Raw genomic sequence first — 20,597 nt, forward strand, 5'->3', positions numbered from 1 at the left:
CTGCTCCTTTGCGACATGATGACTGTCGGATTACTCTTTGCCTTCCGTCGAACTCATCAGGAAGTCGTCGTCGTAGTCGCGATGAACCCTGAACGCATCGATCAGAATCCACGCGAAGATGAGGATCGAAAGACCCCATGCGGCGTTGCTCAGCCATTGCCAGAAGTTCATGACGTCTCCCCGAATTTTTCGGCGATCACCTGACGGTATTGCCGGTCCGACACACGCAGCACGAAGACGAAATACCCCGCGATCACGAGCGCCGTCACGATCAGCGAGACAGGTTCGATCTGGTAATCGAAGCGCGTCGTGATGATCGGCTTCGCCTGCTGCGCGTCATAGCCGAGCTTGCGCCATTGCGCTTCCATCGCAGGCGTTTGTCCGAGCTCTCGCCAGGACACTTGTGTTTTGGCAGCTTGCGCTTCGGGCGGTTTGTCGGGTGTCTTGAGCAATAACGGCGCGAGCAGGCTGCAGTAGACGAGCACCAGCAGGAAGATGCTGTCGATAAACTGGCCCACGCCTTTCTGAACGGGAGGGACGTAATCGGTTTCCATTGGGGTCTCCATTCTGATAAAGGCTTTGCGGTTTGCAGGAGCGAGTGCAATGCGACAGCCGCCCGGTGCGTGCAGGACGCCGGGTGAGCACATCGGACGGATTGAAACGGGATGCGGAGCGCTTAATCGACGGCTGGGCTGAGCGCTTCGTCGTCGCTGCCGGAGAGCGCGGCCTTGGCGGCGCGATTCTCATCGAGGTGACGGATGTCGAGCCCGTAGATGTGATCCTTGTCTTCCTGGTAATGACGGATCATGGCGAGAATCGACGCAGAGTTGAAAACGAGCACGGCGCCCGCACCGATGGTGAGCGCGATGCGAACGAAAAGATCGCTTGTCTGCGAAGTGACCGCGAAATACACATAGCCCAACGTCACCCAGAGCAGCAGAAGGGCGATCTGCGCCATACGTCGGTCGCGGGAGAACATCTGATTGATGCGCTTGCGAATCGCGTGTTCCATGTCGGCCACTCCCTGGGACGTGCCGGCGCTGCCGGCGAAGGTCGATGATCCAGCTTCGTTTGCGAATTCACTCTGATCAACAAAGTTTCCTGACAGTATTTGTTGGTCGACGCGCGATTGTCAATGCGGTTTGGTGGGTAGGGGCAGGCGGGAAGTGAAAGAGAGCGATAATGGACGCGGGTCGCTCACTTCTTGTGCGAGTTGTCGACGCACCGAACACTCCATTTCATGCCATGCGAAAGCCGTCAGGAACATTGTCGATACTTGCCGCTCTGGTGTTCTCGCTCGCCGGCTGTGCTGTTGGCGTTGGTGTCGGTGGCGGCGTGCCTGCTGCGGGTCCGCACCTCACGCCAACAGAGTGCCGCGACCTGGCGGCGCTCAGGACAAACGCGCCCCCGACGATGGCGGAACATCACAGCGAACTGGCTGCGCTGAGAAAAGCGGGCTACGACCCGTCGCCGTGGTATGACCCGTACTATCCGGAGGATCTGCAAGCGGCGCAGCAACTGGTCGACTACTGGTTTAAGACGGAGTGCCAGCATTCTCAGCCTGGTTGAGCAGACAGTCGCAATTTGGACATCGAATATGCGAGGGCTCATTCGCCGCTACATCGGCGGGTGGCCTGCGCGCGCTCGCTGAATGGTCTGACACCCCCAACCCACCTCCTTTGACACTGCATCAGCATCGCCGGACCGGCACCGTCCAGGTCCGCGCGTAATTGTCCGATCACGAGCGTCTTTTCGACGTCCCGGTCCGCTTTGCCCCTTCCGCAGTTCATCCTCGCGCACATCGCCGCCAGGAAGGCCTCCCCGTCTTCAGACGAAAACCGCCACGCAGCGCATGAAGTTTCGACCAGGGCAATTTCCTGGTTGACAGCTCCCTTTATGATTTTCTAGGATGCATACATCGCTGCACACAATCAAATACACAGATTTGTGTGGCACGCGTGTTCCGTCCTCGGAATTACCCTTATTGGAGAGGTCACCATGGTTCGGCTGTCCTGTTTTGTCCGTCAAACGTTCCTGTCTTTCGTAGCAGTGGTCTGCGTCGTTGCCAGCGCGCCGGCGCATGCCGAAGGACCAGCTGGCTGGGAAAGTGTGAAGAAGGCCGGCGTCTTGCGTTGCGGCGCTGCCGTCGCGCCGCCGTACGTCATGCGCGACCCGAAGACGGGCGAATACAGCGGCTTCTTCTCGGAGTTGTGTCGTAACTTCGGGCAAAATGTGCTCAAAGTGAAAGTCGAGTTCGTCGATACCACGTGGGACAACATCGTCGCGGGTCTGCAATCGAACAAATGGGACCTGTCGATGGCGCTCAACGACACGCCGGAGCGGGAAAAAGCGATCTCGTTTTCCGCGCCCGCAACGGATTACAACGTTTCGTTCGTCTACAACAGGAACAACCCGAAGATCGCGAAGGGCGCGCATTCCATCGCCGACATCGACAAGCCGGGCGTGACGGTCGCGGTGATGTCGGGTTCCGCGCAGGACAAGGCGATCACGACCGTCTTCAAACAGGCGCAAATCATGCGCTTGCCGGGTAACGACGAAACCCGCCTCGCGCTGATGTCCAAACGCGCCGACCTTCTCGCCGACGCCAACATCACGAACATGCTGCTGACGGAGGCGCATCCCGACTGGGCCGTCGCCATTCAGCCGAATCCGCCGCTCGCGCAGCAGGAAGTCGCGTTCGGTATCAGGAAGGACACGCCTGCCGCGGACATCGCGATGCTCAACAAGTACGTGAGCGAGCAGGTCAGCTCCGGCGCGGTCAATCGCCTCATCAAGACGTCCGTTCAATCCATGCTCGCTTCGAACAAGTGACGGTTGCTGCCAGTCGCGAGCGATCGTTCGCTCGCTCGCGGCAGGCGTCGCAGCGTGCGTTTTTGTGGCCGGTTCCCGACGCATAGACATCGGCACATCGACGGTCGCAGGGTTCGATTCACCTTCGCGCGCGTAAGGCGCGTTCCGCTGGAGAGACTTCATGCTGTCATCGCAAACCATGGTTGCCCAATCTCAGACGCCGCCGGCCGTGATGGACTTCACGCCGTCCACGATGGGCGACTTCGTGCAATTCGAGGATGTGTACAAGTCCTACGGCGAGAACCTGGTGGTCATGGACCACATGAATCTCGACATGCGCGCCGACGACCGGCTCGTCATCATCGGCCCGAGCGGAAGCGGCAAAAGCTCGCTGCTGCGCGTGATGATGGGACTGGAAGGCATTCAGGGCGGACGGATCGGCTTCCAGGGCAAGCCGTATATCTACGGTGCGGACTCGGGCCGCTCGAAGCGCATCGACGCCAGGCTGCAAAAGCAGATCGGCATGGTGTTCCAGCACTACACGCTGTTTCCGCATCTGTCCGTGCTGGGCAATCTCGTGCTCGCGCCGATGAAGGTCGGCGGACTGTCCAAAGCGCAGGCCACCGAGCGGGCCCGCATGTATCTCGCGCGGCTGGGTCTGGAGAGCAAGCTGCATGCGTATCCGAGCCAGCTTTCGGGCGGGCAGAAGCAGCGTGTGGCGATCGCGCGTGCGCTGATGCTCGAGCCGAAGCTGATGTTGTTCGACGAAGTGACGTCGGCACTCGACCCGGAAATGGTCATCGAAGTGCAGAACGTGATGCTGCAACTCGCCGAACAGAAGATGGCGATGATCATCGTGACGCACGACATGCATTTCGCCCGCGATATCGCTACGCGCGTGGTGTTTTGCGCGAGCGGAAAAATCGTGGAGCAGGGCGCACCCGCCGACATGTTCAGGTGCCCCAAGGAAGCACGCACCCGCGAATTCCTCGAGAAAGTGCTGCATCTCGACTGAGGCCCGCGATGAACTACCACTTCGATTTCGGTTTTCTGGCGGGAAGCGCGGACGCGTTGCTCGCCGGGCTCAAGGTCACGCTCGAACTGGCCATCGCCTCCAACGCGATGGGGCTCGTGCTGGGCTTCTTCCTGTGTCTGCTCGCGATGAGCCGGTGGCCCGCGGTTCGCTGGCCCGCTCAACTCTTTATCGAGTTCTTTCGATGCACGCCGGCGCTGCTGCAGATCGTCTGGTTCTTCTACTGCATTCCGATGATGGTCGACGTTTTCATCGATCCGATCATGATGGGCGTGCTCGCGCTCGGCCTGAACCTGACGGCCTTCAACGCCGAGGCGTATCGAGCCGGTGTGCAGGCAGTCCCGAAAGAGCATCTCGATGCCTGCATCGCGCTCGGACTGAAGCCCTGGCAGCGCACCTTTTATGTGGTGCTGCCGCAGGCGCTGCGCAGTGCGATGCCCGTGCTGATGACCAACGGCATCGGCAGCCTGCAGCAGAGCGCGCTGGTGGCCATCGTGGCCGTCGCGGACCTGATGTATGTCGGCAAGAGCCTCGCGACGCAAGCGTATCGTCCGCTCGAAACGTACACGCTGGTCGCACTCATTTACTTCGCGCTCTCACTGCCGATAGCCAGGCTGGTGCATGTGATCGAGCGTCGTCAGGACCTCGCCGTCCGCCGTTGAGGAGAAGACCATGCACCTCGAATTTTCCGCCGTGCTGCCGTACTGGCTGGTATTGCTCAAAGGGCTCGCGCTCACGGTTGCATTCACGAGCAGTTGCGCGGTGATCGGAAGCCTCGCGGGCTTCGTTCTGAGCCTGTTGAGAATGTCGCCTTCGCGCTGGATGAAAGCAGCGACGTCGCTCTATGTCGAGTTCTTTCGCGGCACGCCTTTGCTGATCCAGCTGTTCTGGGTGTATTTCTGCTTCCCCGTGGTTTTCCGCGTGGAGATTCCGCCGTATCTGTCGGTTGTGATCTCGCTGACGCTGTACATGGCGGCTATCACCAGCGAAACATTCCGCGGCGCGCTGAAGTCGATTTCGGCCGAGCAGCATGACGCCTGCATCGCGTTGAGTCTGTCGGCGCACGCGAAGATTCTCTACGTGATTTTTCCGCAGGCGCTGCTGCGCGCGATTCCGCCGCTGCTGTCGAACATCGTGAGTCTGTTCAAGGAGAGCGCGTTGATTTCGTCCGTCGGCGTCGCCGACCTGATGTTCGTCGGTCAGAGCATATCGACCAGTACCGCGCGGCCGGTCGAGTTTCTCACCACCGTCGCGATCATTTATTTCCTTGTCGCATTCCCGCTGACGCGTCTCGTCGGCGTGGTCGAGACACGCCTGCTTTCGCGTTTTGCCTGATACCCCAACCAGTCCATCGTTAAGTGGAGAAACAATCATGCAGATGAAGGGAATCCTGCCCGCACTCGTGACGCCGTTCAATGCCTCGGGCGCCGTCGATCACGACACCCTTGCCAACATCCTCGAATTCCAGCTCAAGGCGGGCGTGACGGGCTTCGTGCCGTTGGGTTCGACGGGCGAATACTATGCACTGACGCACGACGAACGCCGCGCGATCCTGAAGACCGTGCGCGAAGTGGTCGGCGGACGCGGCACGCTGATCGGCGGCGCGAACGGTTCGAGCACACGCGAAGTGATCGAGCAGACACGTCTGGTGCGCGATGCGGGCTACACGAACGTGCTCATCGCGCCGCCGTACTACGCGCTGCCGTCGCAGGAAGAACTGATCGGCCATTACGAGGCGATTCTCGAAGCGGTGCCCGACGTCAACGTGATCCTCTACAACTATCCGGTGCGCACCAACGTCGAAGTGGGCTTCGGCGTGCTCGATGCGTTCAAGGACCATCCGCGCGTGGTGGGTATCAAGGAAAGCAGCGGCAATCTGCTGCGTGCCATCGAGATCGGCGAGAAGTACAAGGGTAACTACCAGCTGTCGTGCGGTTCCGACGATCAGGCACTCGACTTCTTCCTGTGGGGCGCAACGAGCTGGATTTGCGGTCCCGCAAACTGCTTCGTGAAGCAGGTCGTGGAGTTCTATAACAGGTTCGCTGCCGACGATATTCGCGGCGCGCAGAACGTGATGCGCACGCTGTTCCCGGTCATGGCGACGATGGAAGCAGGCAAGTTCGTGCAGAAGGTGAAGTATGGCTGCGAGCTGGCCGGCTTCAAGGTCGGCGCTGCGCGCATGCCGCTGAAGCCGCTGACCGACGAAGAAAAGGCCGACTTCCGTGCTGTCTTCGAAGCCGTACAGGCCTGACGACCGTGCCGGCGGATCAGGCCGCCGGCTTTCCTCTTTCGGGACAATCGAATGAGCAGACACCGTTTCGTGAGCATCGAAGGGCATACGGAAGGTATGCCCGTGCGCATGTTGATCGACGGCCCGCCGGCCCTCGAAGGGGCGACGATGGCAGCGCGCCGCAAGGCGTTCGTCGAAAGCCACGACTGGATTCGTCGCGCGCTGATGCTCGAACCACGCGGACATGCACATATGTCCGGGACGCTGCTGTATCCGCCCGTTTCCGCCGACGCGGATATGAGCCTGCTGTTTATCGAAACTTCAGGCTGTCTGCCGATGTGCGGCCATGCGTCGATCGGCTCGATCTCGTTCGCGCTCGAAGCGGGACTCGTGCGGCCGAAGTCGCCCGGCACCGTCGTCGTGGACGTGCCTGCGGGCAAGCTTCACGCGCGCTACGAGATGGACGGCGAGCGGGTAGCGTCGGTGCGCTTCACGAATGTGCCGAGCTTTCTGCTGCATCGCGATGTCGAGATCGCGCACCCGCATTTCGGACGACTCACGCTCGATATCGCATATGGCGGAAACTTCTATCCGATCGTCGAAGTCCAGCCCAACTTTCCCGGCTGCGAACACTTCTCGCCGGAGCAACTGCTTATGTGGGGTCGCCAGCTGCAACAGGCGGTGAACGAAACGCTCGACGTGGTCCATCCGGACGACCCGGCCATACGCGGCATCAGACACGCGATGTGGACGGGCGCGCCCATCTCGGATGACGCCGATGCGCGCGCGGTCGTGATCGCGGGCGACAGTCTGATCGACCGCTCGCCATGCGGCACGGGCACCTCCGCCCGCGTTGCGCAGCGCTACGCACGCGGAATGCTCGCGCAACGTGAAGCTTTCCGGCATCAGAGCCTGATCGGCAGTTGCTTTACGGGCCGCGTGGAAAGCACGACGAGACTCGGGAACGGTCTGGACGCGGTGTTCCCGAGCGTCGAAGGACGTGCGTGGATCACCGGGCGGGCAGAATACTATGTGGACGATGCCCAGCCCTATGCTCATGGTTTCAGCCTGCAGGAGTACGCGAATTGAACGCCGTTCCTCGCGACACTGTTTCGCGTGACACGCTGCCTTCGAACCGGGAATCCGCCGTCGTGATCGGCGGTGGCATCGTGGGCGTGTGCTGCGCGCTCTATCTGCAGCGCGCCGGATACGCCGTCACGCTGATCGACCCGGAAGCGCCCGGCAACAGCACGGCGAAGTGGAGTTGCGGCCAGATGGCCGTGAGCGAAGTCATTCCGCTGTCGAAGCCCGGCGTGCTGATGAAAGTGCCCGGCTGGCTGTTCGACCGGAAGGGACCGCTGTCGCTTCGTCCCAGCGCGTTGCCGGGCATCGTCCCGTGGTTCGTGCGCTTTCTGATGTGCGCGCGGCACGCGAAGATCGTCGAGATTGCGCAGTCGATGGCGACGCTGACGCACGACGTCTACGCAGACTTCGCGCCGCTGCTCGACGCCTGTGACGACAAGACGCTGATGGGCGAGCGGCCGATCCTCGAAGTATTCGACGATCCCAGCGCGCTCGTGCACGAGCAGCCGCATCTGGATCTGCGCGAGTCGCTCGGCTTCAAGTCACAACGGCTGAACGCGAAGGAAATCGGCGATCTGGAACCGGCGTTCGCAGGCAGGTTCTCACACGGGCTGATGTTTCCGGACTGGCGTGCAGTGAGCGACACGATGGGCTTCATCGCGGCGCTCACGGCGAGTTTCATCGCGCAGGGCGGCCGCCGGATTCGTACGGAAGCGGATCGCATCGACGAATCGAATGGCCAGGCGACGGGCGTCACGCTGGCCAACGGCGAGCGCATTGCCGCCCGGCATGTGATCGTCGCCGCGGGCACGGGCGCGCGGCGCTTCTTCCGTTCACTGGGGATCGACGTGCCGCTGACGGGTATCGCCGGATATCAGGCCGTCGTCTCGGACCCGGGCGTGGAAATCCGCCACTCGACGATCTATGCGGACGGCGGCTTCTGCTTCACGCCGATGACGCGCGGTCTGCAGATCGGCGGCACGATCGAGTTCGCGGGCCACGGCGCCAAACCGGACTTCAGGCGCGCGGACATCATTCTCGACAAGGCGAAACGCGTGTTGCCCGAAATGCGCACGTCGCATGTCGAATACGGCGTCGGCTATCGCCCGTTTTTGCCGGACACGAAGCCGATCATCGACCGTTCGCGCAGACTGTCGAACGTGTTCATGGCATTCGGTCACGGGCAACTCGGTCTCACGCTCGGCGCAACGACGGGACGACTGATTGCCGATCTGGTCGCGGGACGGCCGACGAAACAGGACCTCGCGCCGTTCAGTGCTTACCGCTTCTAGAGTCACCATCACGGAGAACACGATGCGTTGGAACAGGACGTTCACGATGGTCGGATGCCATGCCGAAGGTGAAGTCGGCAACGTCGTAACGGGAGGGCTGATCGACGTGCCGGGCAGCACGATGTTCGAGAAGATGCTGTATCTCGAAGAGCACGCAGACGAGCTGCGCAGGATATGTCTCTTCGAGCCTCGCGGCTCGGTGAATCACAACGTCAACTTCATATTGCCCGCCACAGATCCTCGTGCGCAGATGGGTTATGTGATCGGTGAATCGACGGAGTACGTGGCGATGTCCGGCTCGAACACGATGTGCGTCGCCACTGTGCTGCTCGAAACGGGCATTCTGCCGATGCGCGAGCCCGTCACGGAGCTGGTGCTGGAAGCGCCCGCCGGACTCATTCATGTGAGATGCGAGTGCTCGAATGGCAAAGTGACGCGCGTCGAGTTCACGAACCAGCCCGCTTTCGTCGCGCATCGGGATGCGTATGTCGAGGTGCCCGGCGTCGGCAGCACCGCGATAGATGTTGCATACGGCGGCATGACGTATGCCCTGGTCGACGCGCAGGCGCTCGGCTTCGATATCGCTCCCGATGAAGCGCGAGACCTTTGCGAACTCGGCCAGAAAATCAAGGCGGCCGCCGTCGAGCAGTTGCCTTTCTCGCATCCGCTCAATCCTCTGATCAAGGGCGTCACGAATACGCAGTTCATGGGCCCGTTGCGGCGGGAAAACGGCAAGCTGTTTGCACGCAACACCGTCGTCGTGTCGCCGGGGCGTTGCGACCGTTCTCCGTGCGGCACGGGAACGTCGGCGCGCCTCGCGGTCTTGCACGCGCGCGGTCTGATCGACGTCGGAGAAACCTTCGTCCATGAATCGATCACGGGATCGCGATTCGAAAGCCGCGTCGCTGCGACAACGAAGGTCGGCAATTACGCGGCCGTGGTGCCCGTCGTGTCCGGTCAGGCGTGGATCACTGCCATTTCGCAGATCGGAGTCGATCCGACGGACCGCTTCCAGACGGGTTTCACCGTGGCCGACACATGGCTGGAAGCAGTCGACGACAAGCTCATCAAATCGCGTCAATCAACTTCAAACTGAACATGAAATCCTACGATCGACTTTTCATCGACGGCCGCTGGGTCGCGCCCGTCCACAACGGCAGCTTCGACACCATCGACCCCAGCAGCGAGCTGGTACTCGCCAAAGTGGCCGCTGCGACGGCAGAGGATATCGACCTCGCCGTGCAGGCGGCGCGCAAGGCGTTCGACGCAGGTCCGTGGCCGCGCATGCGCGGCGCCGAGCGGGCCGCTGTGTTGCGGCGGATCGGCAAGGGCATTCGCGACCGTCTGCACGAACTCGCCGAAATCGAAGTGCGCGACAACGGCAAGCCGCTGCCCGAAGCGCTGTGGGATCTCGGCGACGCGGCAGGCTGCTTCGAGTTCTACGCGAACCTCGCGGAAACACTCGACGACAATGCCGAGCAACCCGTCGCGCTATCCGACGACCGTTTCACGTCCGTCGTGCGCAAGGAGCCGATCGGCGTGGCGGGCGCGATCATTCCGTGGAATTTCCCGATGCTGATGGCGGCGTGGAAGGTCGCGCCGGCGCTGGCGGCGGGATGCACGATGGTCCTGAAGCCTTCCGAGTTGACGCCGCTGACGGCGCTCGAACTCGCCGGGATTGCGGCGGCGGCGGACCTGCCGCCCGGTGTGCTCAACGTCGTCACGGGCTTCGGCAAGGACGCGGGCGCGCCGCTCAGCGAACATCCCGGCATCGACAAGCTCGCGTTCACGGGCAGCGTGCCGACGGGTAGCCGCATCATGCAGGCGGCCGCGCGGGACATCAAGAACGTCAGCCTCGAACTGGGCGGCAAGTCGCCGTTCATCGTCTTCGACGACAGCGATATCGACGCGGCCGTCGAATGGATCATGTTCGGCATTTTCTGGAACCAGGGCGAGGTGTGTTCGGCGACGTCGCGCGTGCTGGTACAGCGTGGCATTTACGCGCGGCTCATTGAGCGGCTCGAAGAGGAAACGCGCAAAATCACCATTGGCAACGGGCTCGATGACGGCGTGCTGCTTGGGCCGATCGTCAGCGAGGGGCAGTACGACAAGGTGCGCGAAGCGGTCGAGCGCGGCAAGCAGGAAGGCGCGCGTCTGGTGACGGGCGGCGCGCGGCCCGCGCATCTCGACACGGGCTACTTCATGGAGCCCGTCGTGTTCGCAGACGTGCCCGAAGACAGCTGGATCTGGCGCGAAGAGATTTTCGGACCCGTGGTGTGCGTACGGCCGTTCGATACCGAAGACGAAGCAGTGCAATCCGCGAACGACTCGCGCTTCGGTCTTGCCGCAGCCGTCATGTCGCGCGACGACGCGCGCTGCGAACGCGTTGCGCGAGCGCTGCGCGCGGGCATCGTGTGGATCAACTGCTCGCAGCCCACGTTCACGGAAGCGCCCTGGGGCGGCTACAAGCAGAGCGGCATCGGACGCGAACTGGGCGTGTGGGGCTTGAACAATTATCTCGAGACCAAACAGATCACGCGTTTCAACAGTGACAAGCCGTGGGGCTGGTACATCAAGTAAGTCGAGGCGATCATGCGCTGGAAGAAAACGCTGCAACTCGTCGACGTGCATTGCGAGGGCGAGATCGGCAAGGTCATTACGGGAGGCGTCGTCGGCATTCCCGGTGCGACCATGCTCGACAAGATGAATTACATCAACGAGGTCGACGACAGCCTGCGCAGACTCGTCGTGCTCGAACCGCGCGGCTGCCTGCAGATGTCGGTCAATCTGCTGCTGCCGCCGACGCGTCCCGAGGCGCACGCCGGCTTCATCGTGTTGCAGGCGGACAAGGCGCATCCGATGTCCGGTAGCAACGCGATCTGCGTGGTCACGGCGCTGCTCGAACTCGGCATGGTCGAGATGCAGGAGCCGGAAACGACTGTGGTGCTCGATACGCCGGCGGGTCTGGTCACCGCTCGTGCAACGTGCGCGGATGGACGTTGCGTGAGCGTGTCGCTCGATATGGTGCCCGCGTTCGTCGAACAACTGGACTTCGCTTTCGAGACATCGCAATTCGGGGCCGTCAAGGCGGACGTTGCCTTTGGCGGGGTCTATTACGCGCTGATCGACGTGGCGCAAACAGGGCTCACCATCGCACCCGAAAACGCACGCGCACTCGCCGAGCTTGGTGTTGCGTTCAAGGACGTGATCAACCGGCAGATCCGGATCCAGCATCCGCTGTATCCGCAGATCAACGAGGTCGCGTACGTGATGTTCCGCAACCGGCTCAGCGACACGCTGTACCAGACCTGCACGACGCTGCCGCCAGGACGCGTCGACCGGTCGCCGTGCGGGACGGGCAGCTCGGCCAACCTCGCGACGCTCGCGGCGCGCGGCCTGGCGGACATCGGCAGCCGGCTGAAGTCGCGCTCGACGATCGGCGGCGAGTTCGACATCGAACTGCTGGGGAAAACCGAGGTGGGAGGCAGGCCGGCGGTGCTCCCGCGAGTACGCGGCCGCGCGTGGATATATGGCATCCAGCAGATTGGAGTCGATCCCGACGATCCGCTGGCAGCCGGTTTCATGCTCAGCGACACGTGGGGCTCGGGTTTTCCGAAGGTCTGAGGGGAGATGCGCGCGATGGTAAACTTGACCGCGCGCCCGTCTTTCCGGGCCCACGACGACTGCGGTGAAACGATGAGCAAAGGTACGAGCGAGACAGAGACACAGGGTCGCCGGCACGGCGGACGGTACATCTACGAAGAGTTGCGAAAGCAGATCCTGACGCTGCAGCTCAAGCCGGGTGCGCCGCTGGACGAAGTGTCGCTGGCCGCGCAGTTCGGCCTGTCGCGTTCACCCGTGCGCGATGCGCTCGCCAGGCTGATCAGCGAAGGTCTCGTGACCATCCTGCCCAACCGGACGACACTCGTCACACCGTTCGAAATCGAAGAATTCCCGAAGTACATCTCCGCGCTGGACCTGATCCAGCGCGCGGTAACCCGGCTTGCCGCCCAGCACCGCACGGACGCGGACCTTGCACGCATCCAGAAAGCCGACGACGTCTACATGCAGGCGGTCGATAGCGGCGACTTCCAGGCGATGTCGGAAACAAACAAGGCATTGCACATGGCCATCGCGCATGCCGCGAACAATCCGTACTTCGTGGGCTATTACGAGCGTCTGCTCGGCGAGGGGCAACGGCTGCTGCATCTGCATTTCGACTACACGGTAACGTCACCGACCGCGACGAAGCTCGGGCGTGATCACGCGGAATTGATCGACGCGATTGCACGCAAGGACGCTGAGGCGGCGGAACGGCTTGCGCACGAGCACACGATGTTGTTCCAGAAGCGCTTCCTCGACTACATGCGTCAGAACATGACGGAATCAATGGCGCTGTTGTAAGCGGCGCGAGACGCGCAGCTGCGCTTCCGGCTATCCCGGCGCCGTTCGCCAATCCGGGGCGTTGGCGGCCCGATTCATTCTCATCGGCGAATTTGTTCTATCGGAAGAGCACGCGATCCCTGTCAAATAGAGGCAAGGTCCAACCAGGAACTGCCGATCACAGCATACCGGCCGTCTTGCGGACGATGTGACTACGGGAAGGAGCGTGCACGATGAGGTCCGTGAAATATATTTGCGCGTCGAGCAGCAGGAAACTGGATGGTCGCCTCGACGAGAGCACAGCCTGGTTCGAATTCAACCAGGTGGCGCATCTGTTCGGAATGAGCGCTCAGCAGGCCGCCAAGCTGCTTCAGCAAGCAGGCACGACTGGCGACATCGAGCCTGCGAAGGACGTCAGATCATCCGACCGCTCCAAATGCATGTTGAGTCATCGGGCTGTCGTCGCGGTCGGATATCTGATCGACTATGGCCGGGCAACAGCTTTCCGTCACTGGTGCGCCTCCGGCCTGGCTGTCCTGTTCCGTTAAACCTCTGTTGAAACCGTGTTCCCGCATTGAACGCGTGGATCAGCGTATCGACTCGTGCATTACGGTCCGGAATCAATTCCAGCGAGGCGGGTGCGGTGACGCGGTTGCCGTGCTGACGGGCTTATACACGAAGGTTGGCGAGATTATCCTAGCCCCTGGGTTCGTTGCGGCGTCATGATTGGCATGGCAAGCCGCTTTGCGACGCCGAGTTTGGCCGGCGCGCCAAAGACCGACAAGACGACCGACCCGGACACGGATCGGCCCACTACTCACTCAGCACGGACAGCACATGTTTGAATATTCTGCTAGCACTGTATCGAATGTCGACCCGGAACTCTGGCGCGCGATTGAGGACGAGAACCGTCGTCAGGAAGATCACATCGAACTGATCGCATCGGAAAACTACACGAGTCCCGCTGTCATGGCTGCGCAGGGTTCGCAGCTCACGAACAAATACGCTGAAGGCTACCCGGGCAAGCGCTATTACGGCGGCTGCGAGCACGTCGACGTCGTCGAGCAACTGGCGATCGACCGCGTGAAGCAACTGTTCGGCGCCGAAGCTGCGAACGTGCAGCCGAACTCCGGCTCGCAGGCCAACCAGGGCGTGTTCTTCGCGATGCTCAAGCCGGGCGACACGATCATGGGCATGAGCCTCGCCGAAGGCGGTCACCTGACTCACGGTTCGCCCGTGAACATGTCGGGCAAATGGTTCAACGTCGTCAGTTACGGTCTGAACGAAAACGAAGATATCGACTATGAAAAGGCTGAAGCGCTCGCCGCCGAGCACAAGCCGCGGCTGATCGTGGCGGGCGCATCGGCGTTCGCGCTGCGAATCGACTTCGAGCGCCTCGCGAAGATCGCAAAAAGCGTCGGCGCGTATCTGATGGTCGACATGGCGCACTACGCAGGTCTCATCGCAGCGGGTCTCTATCCGAACCCGGTGCCGCACGCGGACTTCGTCACGACGACGACTCACAAGAGCCTGCGCGGCCCGCGCGGCGGCGTGATCCTGATGAAGGCCGAGTACGAAAAGCAGATCAATTCGGCGATCTTCCCGGGCATTCAGGGCGGTCCGCTGATGCATGTGATCGCGGCCAAGGCCGTGGCTTTCAAGGAAGCGTTGTCGCCGGAATTCAAGGAGTATCAGCAGCGTGTGGTCGACAATGCGCGTGTGCTGGCAGAAACGCTGGTGAAGCGCGGACTTCGCATCGTCTCGGGACGCACCGAGAGCCACGTGATGCTCGTCGATCTTCGCGCGAAGAAGATCACGGGCAAGGCTGCGGAAGCGGCACTCGGCGCCGCGCATATCACGGTCAACAAGAACGCAATTCCCAACGATCCGGAAAAGCCGTTCGTGACGAGCGGCGTGCGCCTCGGCTCGCCCGCGATGACCACGCGCGGCTTCGGCGTGAAGGAAGCGGAACTGGTCGGCAACCTTATCGCCGATGTACTCGAAGGTCCCGAGGACGAAGAGACTCGCAATCGTGTGAAGGCCGAAGTGGCCGCGCTGACGAGCCGGTTCCCCGTCTACGGCAGGTGAGCGAGACGCACCCTGGCCATGTCGGCGATCGGTCGCTGGTATGAGTGCTCGTGGTGCCGGGTCCGACAACCGGTGCCACGAGTAGAGACAGAGAGAGGCGAATGAGCATGTTCAATGCGCGACGCCTGTCAGCACTTCCACGACCATCGGGTTCTCGTCGCTCAAGCCGAGTCGGGGATGCGGTTGCGCGATTTCTCAATCACGGCGCGACGCACGCTTCGCCGTGACAGACGGCAATTCGCCGAACATGACGCGATAGTCGTGCGCGAAACTGCTGAGATGCCAGAAGCCCCATTTCGTTGCGGCCGTCGTGACCGACTCAGCGAGCCGCAATTCCCGACGCACATGGTTCAGCCGCACCGCCCGAAGGTACGCAATCGGATTCAGATTGAGCGCTTCCTGGAAGGCGTATTGCAGCGTCCTTCTGCTCACGCCGAGCTGAACGCATAGCTCGGCGATCGAGAGCGGGCAGCAAGCGGGATCCTGAAGCTTTTCCTGCACCGAATTCACAAGCGACCAGTATTTCGTCGGCCGGCTATTGGCGGCCGCGTCTCGCGCAACCGAGATGACTTCGGAAATCGCATAGAGAATCGTGCGTTCGAGAAGTTGAACGCGATCATCGGTGTCGGCCTGTTCGCCAGGCGACGATTGCGCGGCCGCGGCAAGTGTCTGCTTGAGAAGATCGCGAAGATTGTTCGCGACTTCGGCTGCCATCGGAACCAGTGGTCCAGTAGGCCGGGTAAGCAATGACGTACCCAGCACGCGCATCGAATCCGCCGATAACTTCTCCGGCTCGATTTCGACGTTCACGAGCACATGGCGGTCCGGCGAGAAGAACTCGAACTCCGGCGCGCCGGAGAAGACATGCAGGCTGTCCCGGTCGCTCTTTTCTCCGCACATCCTTGCATGGCCTTCCAGTTCCAGCGGGACGGCGACCGCGAGTCTGTCGGAGGGCACCGAGCCCTGCTGCAAGATGACCTTGTCCAGATGTTCGACGAGCAGCCGGATTCCACCGAGCGAAACCGTCGACGACGATCCGTGGAAAAGACCGCCCGAGATCTGCGTGTAATGCAGGCTCCAGCCGTCGAATGCGCGCGCCTGCTCGTCCACGTCGGTGAATGAGCAAAAGGCGACTGTGCGCGCGAAAAGACGTGCGCCAGAAGAGGTTGTCGAAACGGGGGTAGTGCTCATCGAGAAAAACCTGATTGCCGCATTGCTTGAATAGCTCGAACTGCTTCCAGAGCATAACGTGCCAAAAAAGCGGCGAGGCCGATGTCCGCAGAAACCCTGAGTTGCCGAAATCCGATAGTGAGCCGCTTTTTGTCACCTTAACTTTGAGTTCGACAGGCTCCATTCCTATCGATCCGGAGAACGTGCAATGAGTATAAAGATTGACGGCCGCCTCGCAGGCAAAGTCGCTATCGTCAGTGGCGGCGCGGGCGGGTGCGGCGCTGCTGCTTCAGAACTGTTCGCGGCGCAGGGCGCGAAGGTCGCCATCATCGACCGTAACGGCGATGCCGCCGAGACGCTCGCCAGTGCGCTGCGCGACAAAGGCCTGGAAGCGATCGGCATCGGCGCAGACGTGTCGAATCAGAGCGCGGTGCAAAGCGCCGTTAGCGCGGCGCGAGAACGGTTCGGCAATACCGATATCCTGTTCAATCACGCAGGCACGCTCATCGTCAAACCGTTTCTTGAAATCGAAGAGACGGAGTGGGACTGGCTGATGGGCGTCAACGTGAAGAGCATGTTCCTGATGACCAGGGCCGTGTTGCCGCAAATGCTCGAAAAGGGCCGCGGAAGCATCGTCTGTACGTCGTCGATTTCCGCCGTCTGCGCGACGCCCGGTGAAGTGCTGTATGACGCAACGAAGGGCGCCTGCCACATGTTCGCGCGTGCGATCGCCGTGGAGTACCGGGACAGAGGAATCCGCTGTAACGCGATCGCGCCGGGCTTCATTCGCACGCCGCATGGCATCCGCGAGCTGAAAGATCTGCAGGCGATGGGCGTCGATGCCACGGAAGAAGCGATCGCCTTGCAGCAAGGGCGTTTGTGCGAACCATCCGAAGTTGCGGCAGCGGCGCTGTTCCTGGCATCGGACGAATCGAGCTTCGTGAACGGGACGCATCTCTTCGTGGACAACGGCTTCTCCGCGGTCTGACGCACCGGCACCAAAAATCCAGTCCAAGGGTTGAGCGAAGGTTCTGCAGCGATGCGAACCTTCGCTCTTTTTTCACGTCGTCTGATCGATATCCGCTTCGATTCGCTGGAAGCGTTCGTCATCGACGCCCGATGTGAGCGACGGCGGTCCGGCGAATGACTTGCGCACACCGAACCCGTACCAGATCACCAGCAACGCGGCGATGAATCCGACGAGCATATACAGAACCTTTTCGTTCGGCGGCTGAATGCCTACATACGCAAGCACGAATGCGCCGATCACGGCGAGAAGCGCACACGGCTTCGACCAGATGCCGAGCTGGAAAGGGCCTTTCTCCGTCCACGTGTTGCCTTCCGCGAGCATGCCCGATGCGATCGGCATCGCGTAGGAAATGTAGAGGAACACGGCGCTGCCCGCGCTCAATACGGAGAACGCATCACCGTACAGCGTGACGACGATCGCGAGAATCGCGCACGTCCAGATCGATGCGCCTGGCGTCCTGTGCTTCTGATTCACACTGCGGAGAATCCGCGAGCAGGGAAGACCGCCGTCGCGTGCGAACGCATACATCATGCGAGACGTCGACATGACGGCAGCGAGCCCGCAGACATAGTTGATGAAGAACATCGCCAGTTCGAGGCAGATACGGAATGTCGTCGGGATCGGTGCAAGTATCGCTTCGAAGAATCCCGTGCCTTGCTTCATGCTGGCGGTCAGATCGGGCATCACGAGCACGAAACTCGCGACCATCGCGTAGCCGAAAATCGCCGACCAGAACACAGAGCCGATGATGCCGCGCGGCACGTTGCGCGCGGCGTTGTGAGTCTCCTCGGACGTGTGCGCGGACGCATCGAACCCGGTGATGGTGTACGTGACGAGCAGAAGACCGGAGAGGAAAGCGAGCGGCGTGGCCTGCTTCGGCCATGCGCTGCCGTCGGTGCCTGTGAAGTTGGTGAAGGTGATGAGCCGATGAAAGTCGACGGGTACGCTCGAATAGTAGAGAAGTGCGCCGATCAGAAGGATCGTGACGATGAAGATCAGGTAGCCCGAGAGATCGGTGATCTTGCTGGCAATCCGTATGCCTCGTTCGTTCAGTACGGCCTGCGAGATGGTGATGACGGCGATGAAGATCGTCTGATGCCACCAGCCGAGACTCTCCGGCTGCACGCCGAAGAGCGGCGCGATCAGCGTCTTGAAGAACGGATCGTAAGTGCCGAAGTTGATCGCGCTGATCACGAAGATCAGCCCGATCAGATTGATCCACGCGGTCATCCACCCCCACTTCTTGCCGCCCAGAATCGAGCCCCAGTGATACAACCCGCCTGCTGTCGGGAAGGCCGAAGCAATCTGCGACATCGACACCGCCACGATCAGCGCGAAGAGCGCGCCGAGCGGCCATCCGAGCCCGACGGAAGCACCGCCCGCCGCCGAAAAGGCCAGCTGGAAAGCGGTGATGCCGCCCGAGAGAATGCAGATAACGGAGAACGACACAGCGAAGTTGGAGAACCCGCTCATTCGCCGCGAAAGCTCCTGAGCGTAGCCCATCTTGTGCAACAGGCTGACGTCGCTGTCGTGGCCAGCTTGAGAACTGTGATTTGCATCCATGTCCACTCCGTCGGTTGGGCGGCCCGCGCAGCACGGGCTCGATTGCGGTGGGAAATCACAACTGATGAGGCTCATGCGAGCGCTCGCCGGATGCAATGCGCCAGTTCCGGTGGTTAGACGGTAGTAGGCCAAAAAGCTCAGCACTATCAGATTTCGGCAAAGAGGAACGCGAGCCGCGCGATGAGCGCAAGCACCGCATCAACGAAGTGCAGCGTGCACGCTTCTGATGCATGCCGCGCACGCAAATCCGGAGAAATGGCTGCGGACTCAGGGATGTCCCGTAGTTGCCGAAATCAGATAGTTTCCAGAAATACGGCCTCCTAGAGTGGCATCAACCCGCGCCGCGATTCGATGCGCGACGAGCAATGCCAGTACACCCACTTTGGAGACTCACGATGGATGTGGAAAAGCGAAGTATCGAGTTCATCCCGCTTGGCGAGCGATATGGCACGCCGAAACGCCTGTTCACGATCTGGTTCAGCGCCAACATGCAGGTGACGGCGCTCGTCATCGGGACGCTCGGCATCGTCGCGGGACTGGACCTGTTCTGGACCATCGTCGGGCTGGTTCTCGGCAATGTCATCGGTACGATCTTCATGGCCGCGCACTCGGCGCAAGGACCGCATCTCGGCATCCCGCAGATGATCCAGAGCCGGGCGCAGTTCGGCGTGTTCGGTGCGGCGATGCCGCTCGGCATCGTCGTGCTCGCGTACATCCTGTTCGTCGCGGCGGGCGGCGTCGTGATGCGCGACTCGATCAAGGCGATCTATCCGATGAGTGACAACGCGGCCATCGTTCTGTTCGGCGTGTTGACGTTCATCATCAGCTATATCGGCTATGAACTGATCCACAAGATGGGTGCGTTCATGACGCTGCTTTCATGCGTGATCTTTTTCGCGTCGGCCGGTATCGTGTTTTCGAAGCCCGAACTGCTCGCGAACGTTCATCATGCGAAGCGTGGCTTCTCGGCTGGCGCGTTCAATCTGGTGGTGGCGCAGGCGGCATCGTGGACCTTGGGGTTCGGTCCGTACGTCGCGGACTATTCGCGTTACCTGCCCGCCAACGTCAAGACGAAGGCGACGTTCTGGTACACGTACCTCGGCGGGCTGCTGGGTTCGTTGCTCGTCATGATGCTGGGCGCGTTTCTCGCCGCTGCGATTCCGTCGATCACGAATGATCCGGGCACCGGCATCGCGTCGATGTTCGGCACATGGTCGCGTCCGGCACTCGTCATCATCGTGCTCGGCGTGCTGGAGTTCAACGTGCTGAGTCTTTACAGCGCCTATATGTCGACGGTGACCATCTTCAGTGGATTCCGCAAGATGACGCGTGTCGGCGGGCTTGTGAAGTTTCTTGTTCTGTCGATTACCGCCGCCGTTGCCACTATCATCGCGATCGGCACGCAGTATCACTTCAACGACTATTTTGCGGATATTCTCAACGCCCAGATCTACGTTCTCGTGCCATGGAGTTCGATTAACCTGGTCGACTATTATCTCGTTCGCAAGGGCGAGTACTCAGTCACGGAGATGTACGACTCGCGTGGACGGTATGGCCGATTCAACATGCCGACGCTGGCGATCTACTGCCTGGGAATTGCGAGCACGCTCCCGTTCATGGACCTGTCGTTCTATCACAGCTACTTCGCGAGAATGATCGGCGCGGATGTGAGCTGGATTCCGAGTCTCCTCGTGCCTGGCGTTCTCTATTATTTCGCGAACCGCGCAGTGGCGATGGAATCTGAAGCCGTGATCAACTAGATCGGAGGGGGCTGTGAAGTGCGCTGCTTTTTTCTCTCATCAAGCGTTGCATTCTCGACGCGTGAAACAGCGCACTTCTGGCTAGCGGACGTAGGCGCCAATGCACCGGCAAGCAGTACACTGCAATCTCTCTGACCCATTTGACAAAGAGGAT

21 protein-coding genes are annotated in these 20,597 nt (G+C 61.2%); 16 read left to right on the plus strand and 5 right to left on the minus strand.

All coding sequences use genetic code 11. From position 1 onward, the window contains the following. Positions 1-30: 30 nt before the first annotated feature. The 3 genes from QEN71_RS34235 to QEN71_RS34245 all read right to left on the minus strand — a co-directional run bounded on the left by QEN71_RS34235 (position 31) and on the right by QEN71_RS34245 (position 1,012). Positions 31-171 (minus strand): hypothetical protein, encoded by a 141-nt coding sequence (locus tag QEN71_RS34235; protein ID WP_201647661.1) that lies wholly within the window; start codon positions 169-171, stop codon positions 31-33. After that, the gene (locus QEN71_RS34240; protein ID WP_201647663.1) at positions 168-554 is read right to left on the minus strand and encodes a hypothetical protein; all 387 of its coding nucleotides are present in this window, start codon (positions 552-554) and stop codon (positions 168-170) included. Before QEN71_RS34240 ends, QEN71_RS34235 begins: the two co-directional genes overlap by 4 nt. Positions 555-676: 122 nt before the next feature. Continuing rightward, positions 677-1,012 (minus strand): hypothetical protein, encoded by a 336-nt coding sequence (locus QEN71_RS34245; protein WP_201647665.1) that lies wholly within the window; start codon positions 1,010-1,012, stop codon positions 677-679. Positions 1,013-1,245: 233 nt separating this feature from the next. On the opposite strand from QEN71_RS34245, the gene QEN71_RS34250 reads away from it, so the two are divergent. From QEN71_RS34250 to glyA, 14 genes are all read left to right on the plus strand, one after another. Beyond that, positions 1,246-1,569 (plus strand): DUF4148 domain-containing protein, encoded by a 324-nt coding sequence (locus QEN71_RS34250; RefSeq protein WP_201647667.1) that lies wholly within the window; start codon positions 1,246-1,248, stop codon positions 1,567-1,569. Between the two features lie 540 nt (positions 1,570-2,109). Next, positions 2,110-2,832 carry a substrate-binding periplasmic protein gene (locus QEN71_RS34255; RefSeq protein WP_233471644.1) on the plus strand — a complete coding sequence of 241 codons (723 nt, stop codon included), beginning with the start codon at positions 2,110-2,112 and terminating at the stop codon, positions 2,830-2,832. Positions 2,833-2,992: 160 nt separating this feature from the next. Further along, the gene (locus QEN71_RS34260) at positions 2,993-3,826 is read left to right on the plus strand and encodes an amino acid ABC transporter ATP-binding protein (protein ID WP_201647671.1); all 834 of its coding nucleotides are present in this window, start codon (positions 2,993-2,995) and stop codon (positions 3,824-3,826) included. A gap of 8 nt (positions 3,827-3,834) precedes the next feature. Continuing rightward, positions 3,835-4,506 carry an amino acid ABC transporter permease gene (locus QEN71_RS34265; protein ID WP_201647673.1) on the plus strand — a complete coding sequence of 224 codons (672 nt, stop codon included), beginning with the start codon at positions 3,835-3,837 and terminating at the stop codon, positions 4,504-4,506. 10 nt (positions 4,507-4,516) lie between these two features. Beyond that, the gene (locus tag QEN71_RS34270) at positions 4,517-5,179 is read left to right on the plus strand and encodes an amino acid ABC transporter permease (protein WP_201647675.1); all 663 of its coding nucleotides are present in this window, start codon (positions 4,517-4,519) and stop codon (positions 5,177-5,179) included. A 37-nt stretch (positions 5,180-5,216) separates the two neighbouring features. Then, complete coding sequence (locus tag QEN71_RS34275; RefSeq protein WP_201647677.1) at positions 5,217-6,095, plus strand: dihydrodipicolinate synthase family protein; 879 nt, start codon at positions 5,217-5,219, stop codon at positions 6,093-6,095. A gap of 51 nt (positions 6,096-6,146) precedes the next feature. Next, the gene (locus tag QEN71_RS34280; protein ID WP_201647679.1) at positions 6,147-7,163 is read left to right on the plus strand and encodes a 4-hydroxyproline epimerase; all 1,017 of its coding nucleotides are present in this window, start codon (positions 6,147-6,149) and stop codon (positions 7,161-7,163) included. Beyond that, positions 7,160-8,449: an NAD(P)/FAD-dependent oxidoreductase gene (locus tag QEN71_RS34285; protein ID WP_201647680.1), complete on the plus strand. Its 1,290-nt coding sequence runs from the start codon at positions 7,160-7,162 to the stop codon at positions 8,447-8,449. The genes QEN71_RS34280 and QEN71_RS34285 overlap by 4 nt, the downstream gene beginning before the upstream one ends. 22 nt (positions 8,450-8,471) lie before the next feature. Next, on the plus strand, positions 8,472-9,545 hold the full coding sequence (locus QEN71_RS34290; protein ID WP_201647682.1) for a proline racemase family protein: 1,074 nt from the start codon (positions 8,472-8,474) through the stop codon (positions 9,543-9,545). 2 nt (positions 9,546-9,547) lie between these two features. Further along, positions 9,548-11,029: an aldehyde dehydrogenase family protein gene (locus QEN71_RS34295; RefSeq protein WP_201647684.1), complete on the plus strand. Its 1,482-nt coding sequence runs from the start codon at positions 9,548-9,550 to the stop codon at positions 11,027-11,029. Between the two features lie 12 nt (positions 11,030-11,041). Then, positions 11,042-12,073 carry a proline racemase family protein gene (locus QEN71_RS34300; RefSeq protein WP_201647686.1) on the plus strand — a complete coding sequence of 344 codons (1,032 nt, stop codon included), beginning with the start codon at positions 11,042-11,044 and terminating at the stop codon, positions 12,071-12,073. A 72-nt stretch (positions 12,074-12,145) separates the two neighbouring features. Further along, a complete protein-coding gene (locus QEN71_RS34305; RefSeq protein WP_028232493.1) occupies positions 12,146-12,853 on the plus strand; it encodes a GntR family transcriptional regulator in 708 nt (235 codons plus the stop codon). Between the two features lie 212 nt (positions 12,854-13,065). Further along, positions 13,066-13,380 (plus strand): hypothetical protein, encoded by a 315-nt coding sequence (locus QEN71_RS34310; protein ID WP_201647688.1) that lies wholly within the window; start codon positions 13,066-13,068, stop codon positions 13,378-13,380. A gap of 289 nt (positions 13,381-13,669) precedes the next feature. Next, the gene (gene glyA / locus QEN71_RS34315) at positions 13,670-14,920 is read left to right on the plus strand and encodes a serine hydroxymethyltransferase (protein WP_201647690.1); all 1,251 of its coding nucleotides are present in this window, start codon (positions 13,670-13,672) and stop codon (positions 14,918-14,920) included. A 195-nt stretch (positions 14,921-15,115) separates the two neighbouring features. Here glyA and QEN71_RS34320 read toward each other — a convergent pair whose 3' ends face one another. After that, positions 15,116-16,111 carry a helix-turn-helix domain-containing protein gene (locus tag QEN71_RS34320; RefSeq protein WP_201647692.1) on the minus strand — a complete coding sequence of 332 codons (996 nt, stop codon included), beginning with the start codon at positions 16,109-16,111 and terminating at the stop codon, positions 15,116-15,118. Between the two features lie 187 nt (positions 16,112-16,298). Here QEN71_RS34320 and QEN71_RS34325 point away from each other — a divergent pair, with 187 nt between their 5' ends. Further along, positions 16,299-17,078: an SDR family NAD(P)-dependent oxidoreductase gene (locus QEN71_RS34325; RefSeq protein WP_201647694.1), complete on the plus strand. Its 780-nt coding sequence runs from the start codon at positions 16,299-16,301 to the stop codon at positions 17,076-17,078. A 72-nt stretch (positions 17,079-17,150) separates the two neighbouring features. Here QEN71_RS34325 and QEN71_RS34330 read toward each other — a convergent pair whose 3' ends face one another. Next, positions 17,151-18,683, minus strand: a complete 1,533-nt coding sequence (locus QEN71_RS34330) for an amino acid permease (protein WP_201647696.1) — start codon at positions 18,681-18,683, stop codon at positions 17,151-17,153. Positions 18,684-19,078: 395 nt separating this feature from the next. Between QEN71_RS34330 and QEN71_RS34335 the strand changes: the two genes are divergently transcribed. Then, entirely contained in the window at positions 19,079-20,443 is a 1,365-nt protein-coding gene (locus QEN71_RS34335) for a purine-cytosine permease family protein (RefSeq protein WP_201647698.1), read from the plus strand. The last annotated feature ends 154 nt before the right edge of the window (positions 20,444-20,597 follow it).

The organism is Paraburkholderia sabiae (assembly GCF_030412785.1).
GTDB lineage: Bacteria > Pseudomonadota > Gammaproteobacteria > Burkholderiales > Burkholderiaceae > Paraburkholderia > Paraburkholderia sabiae.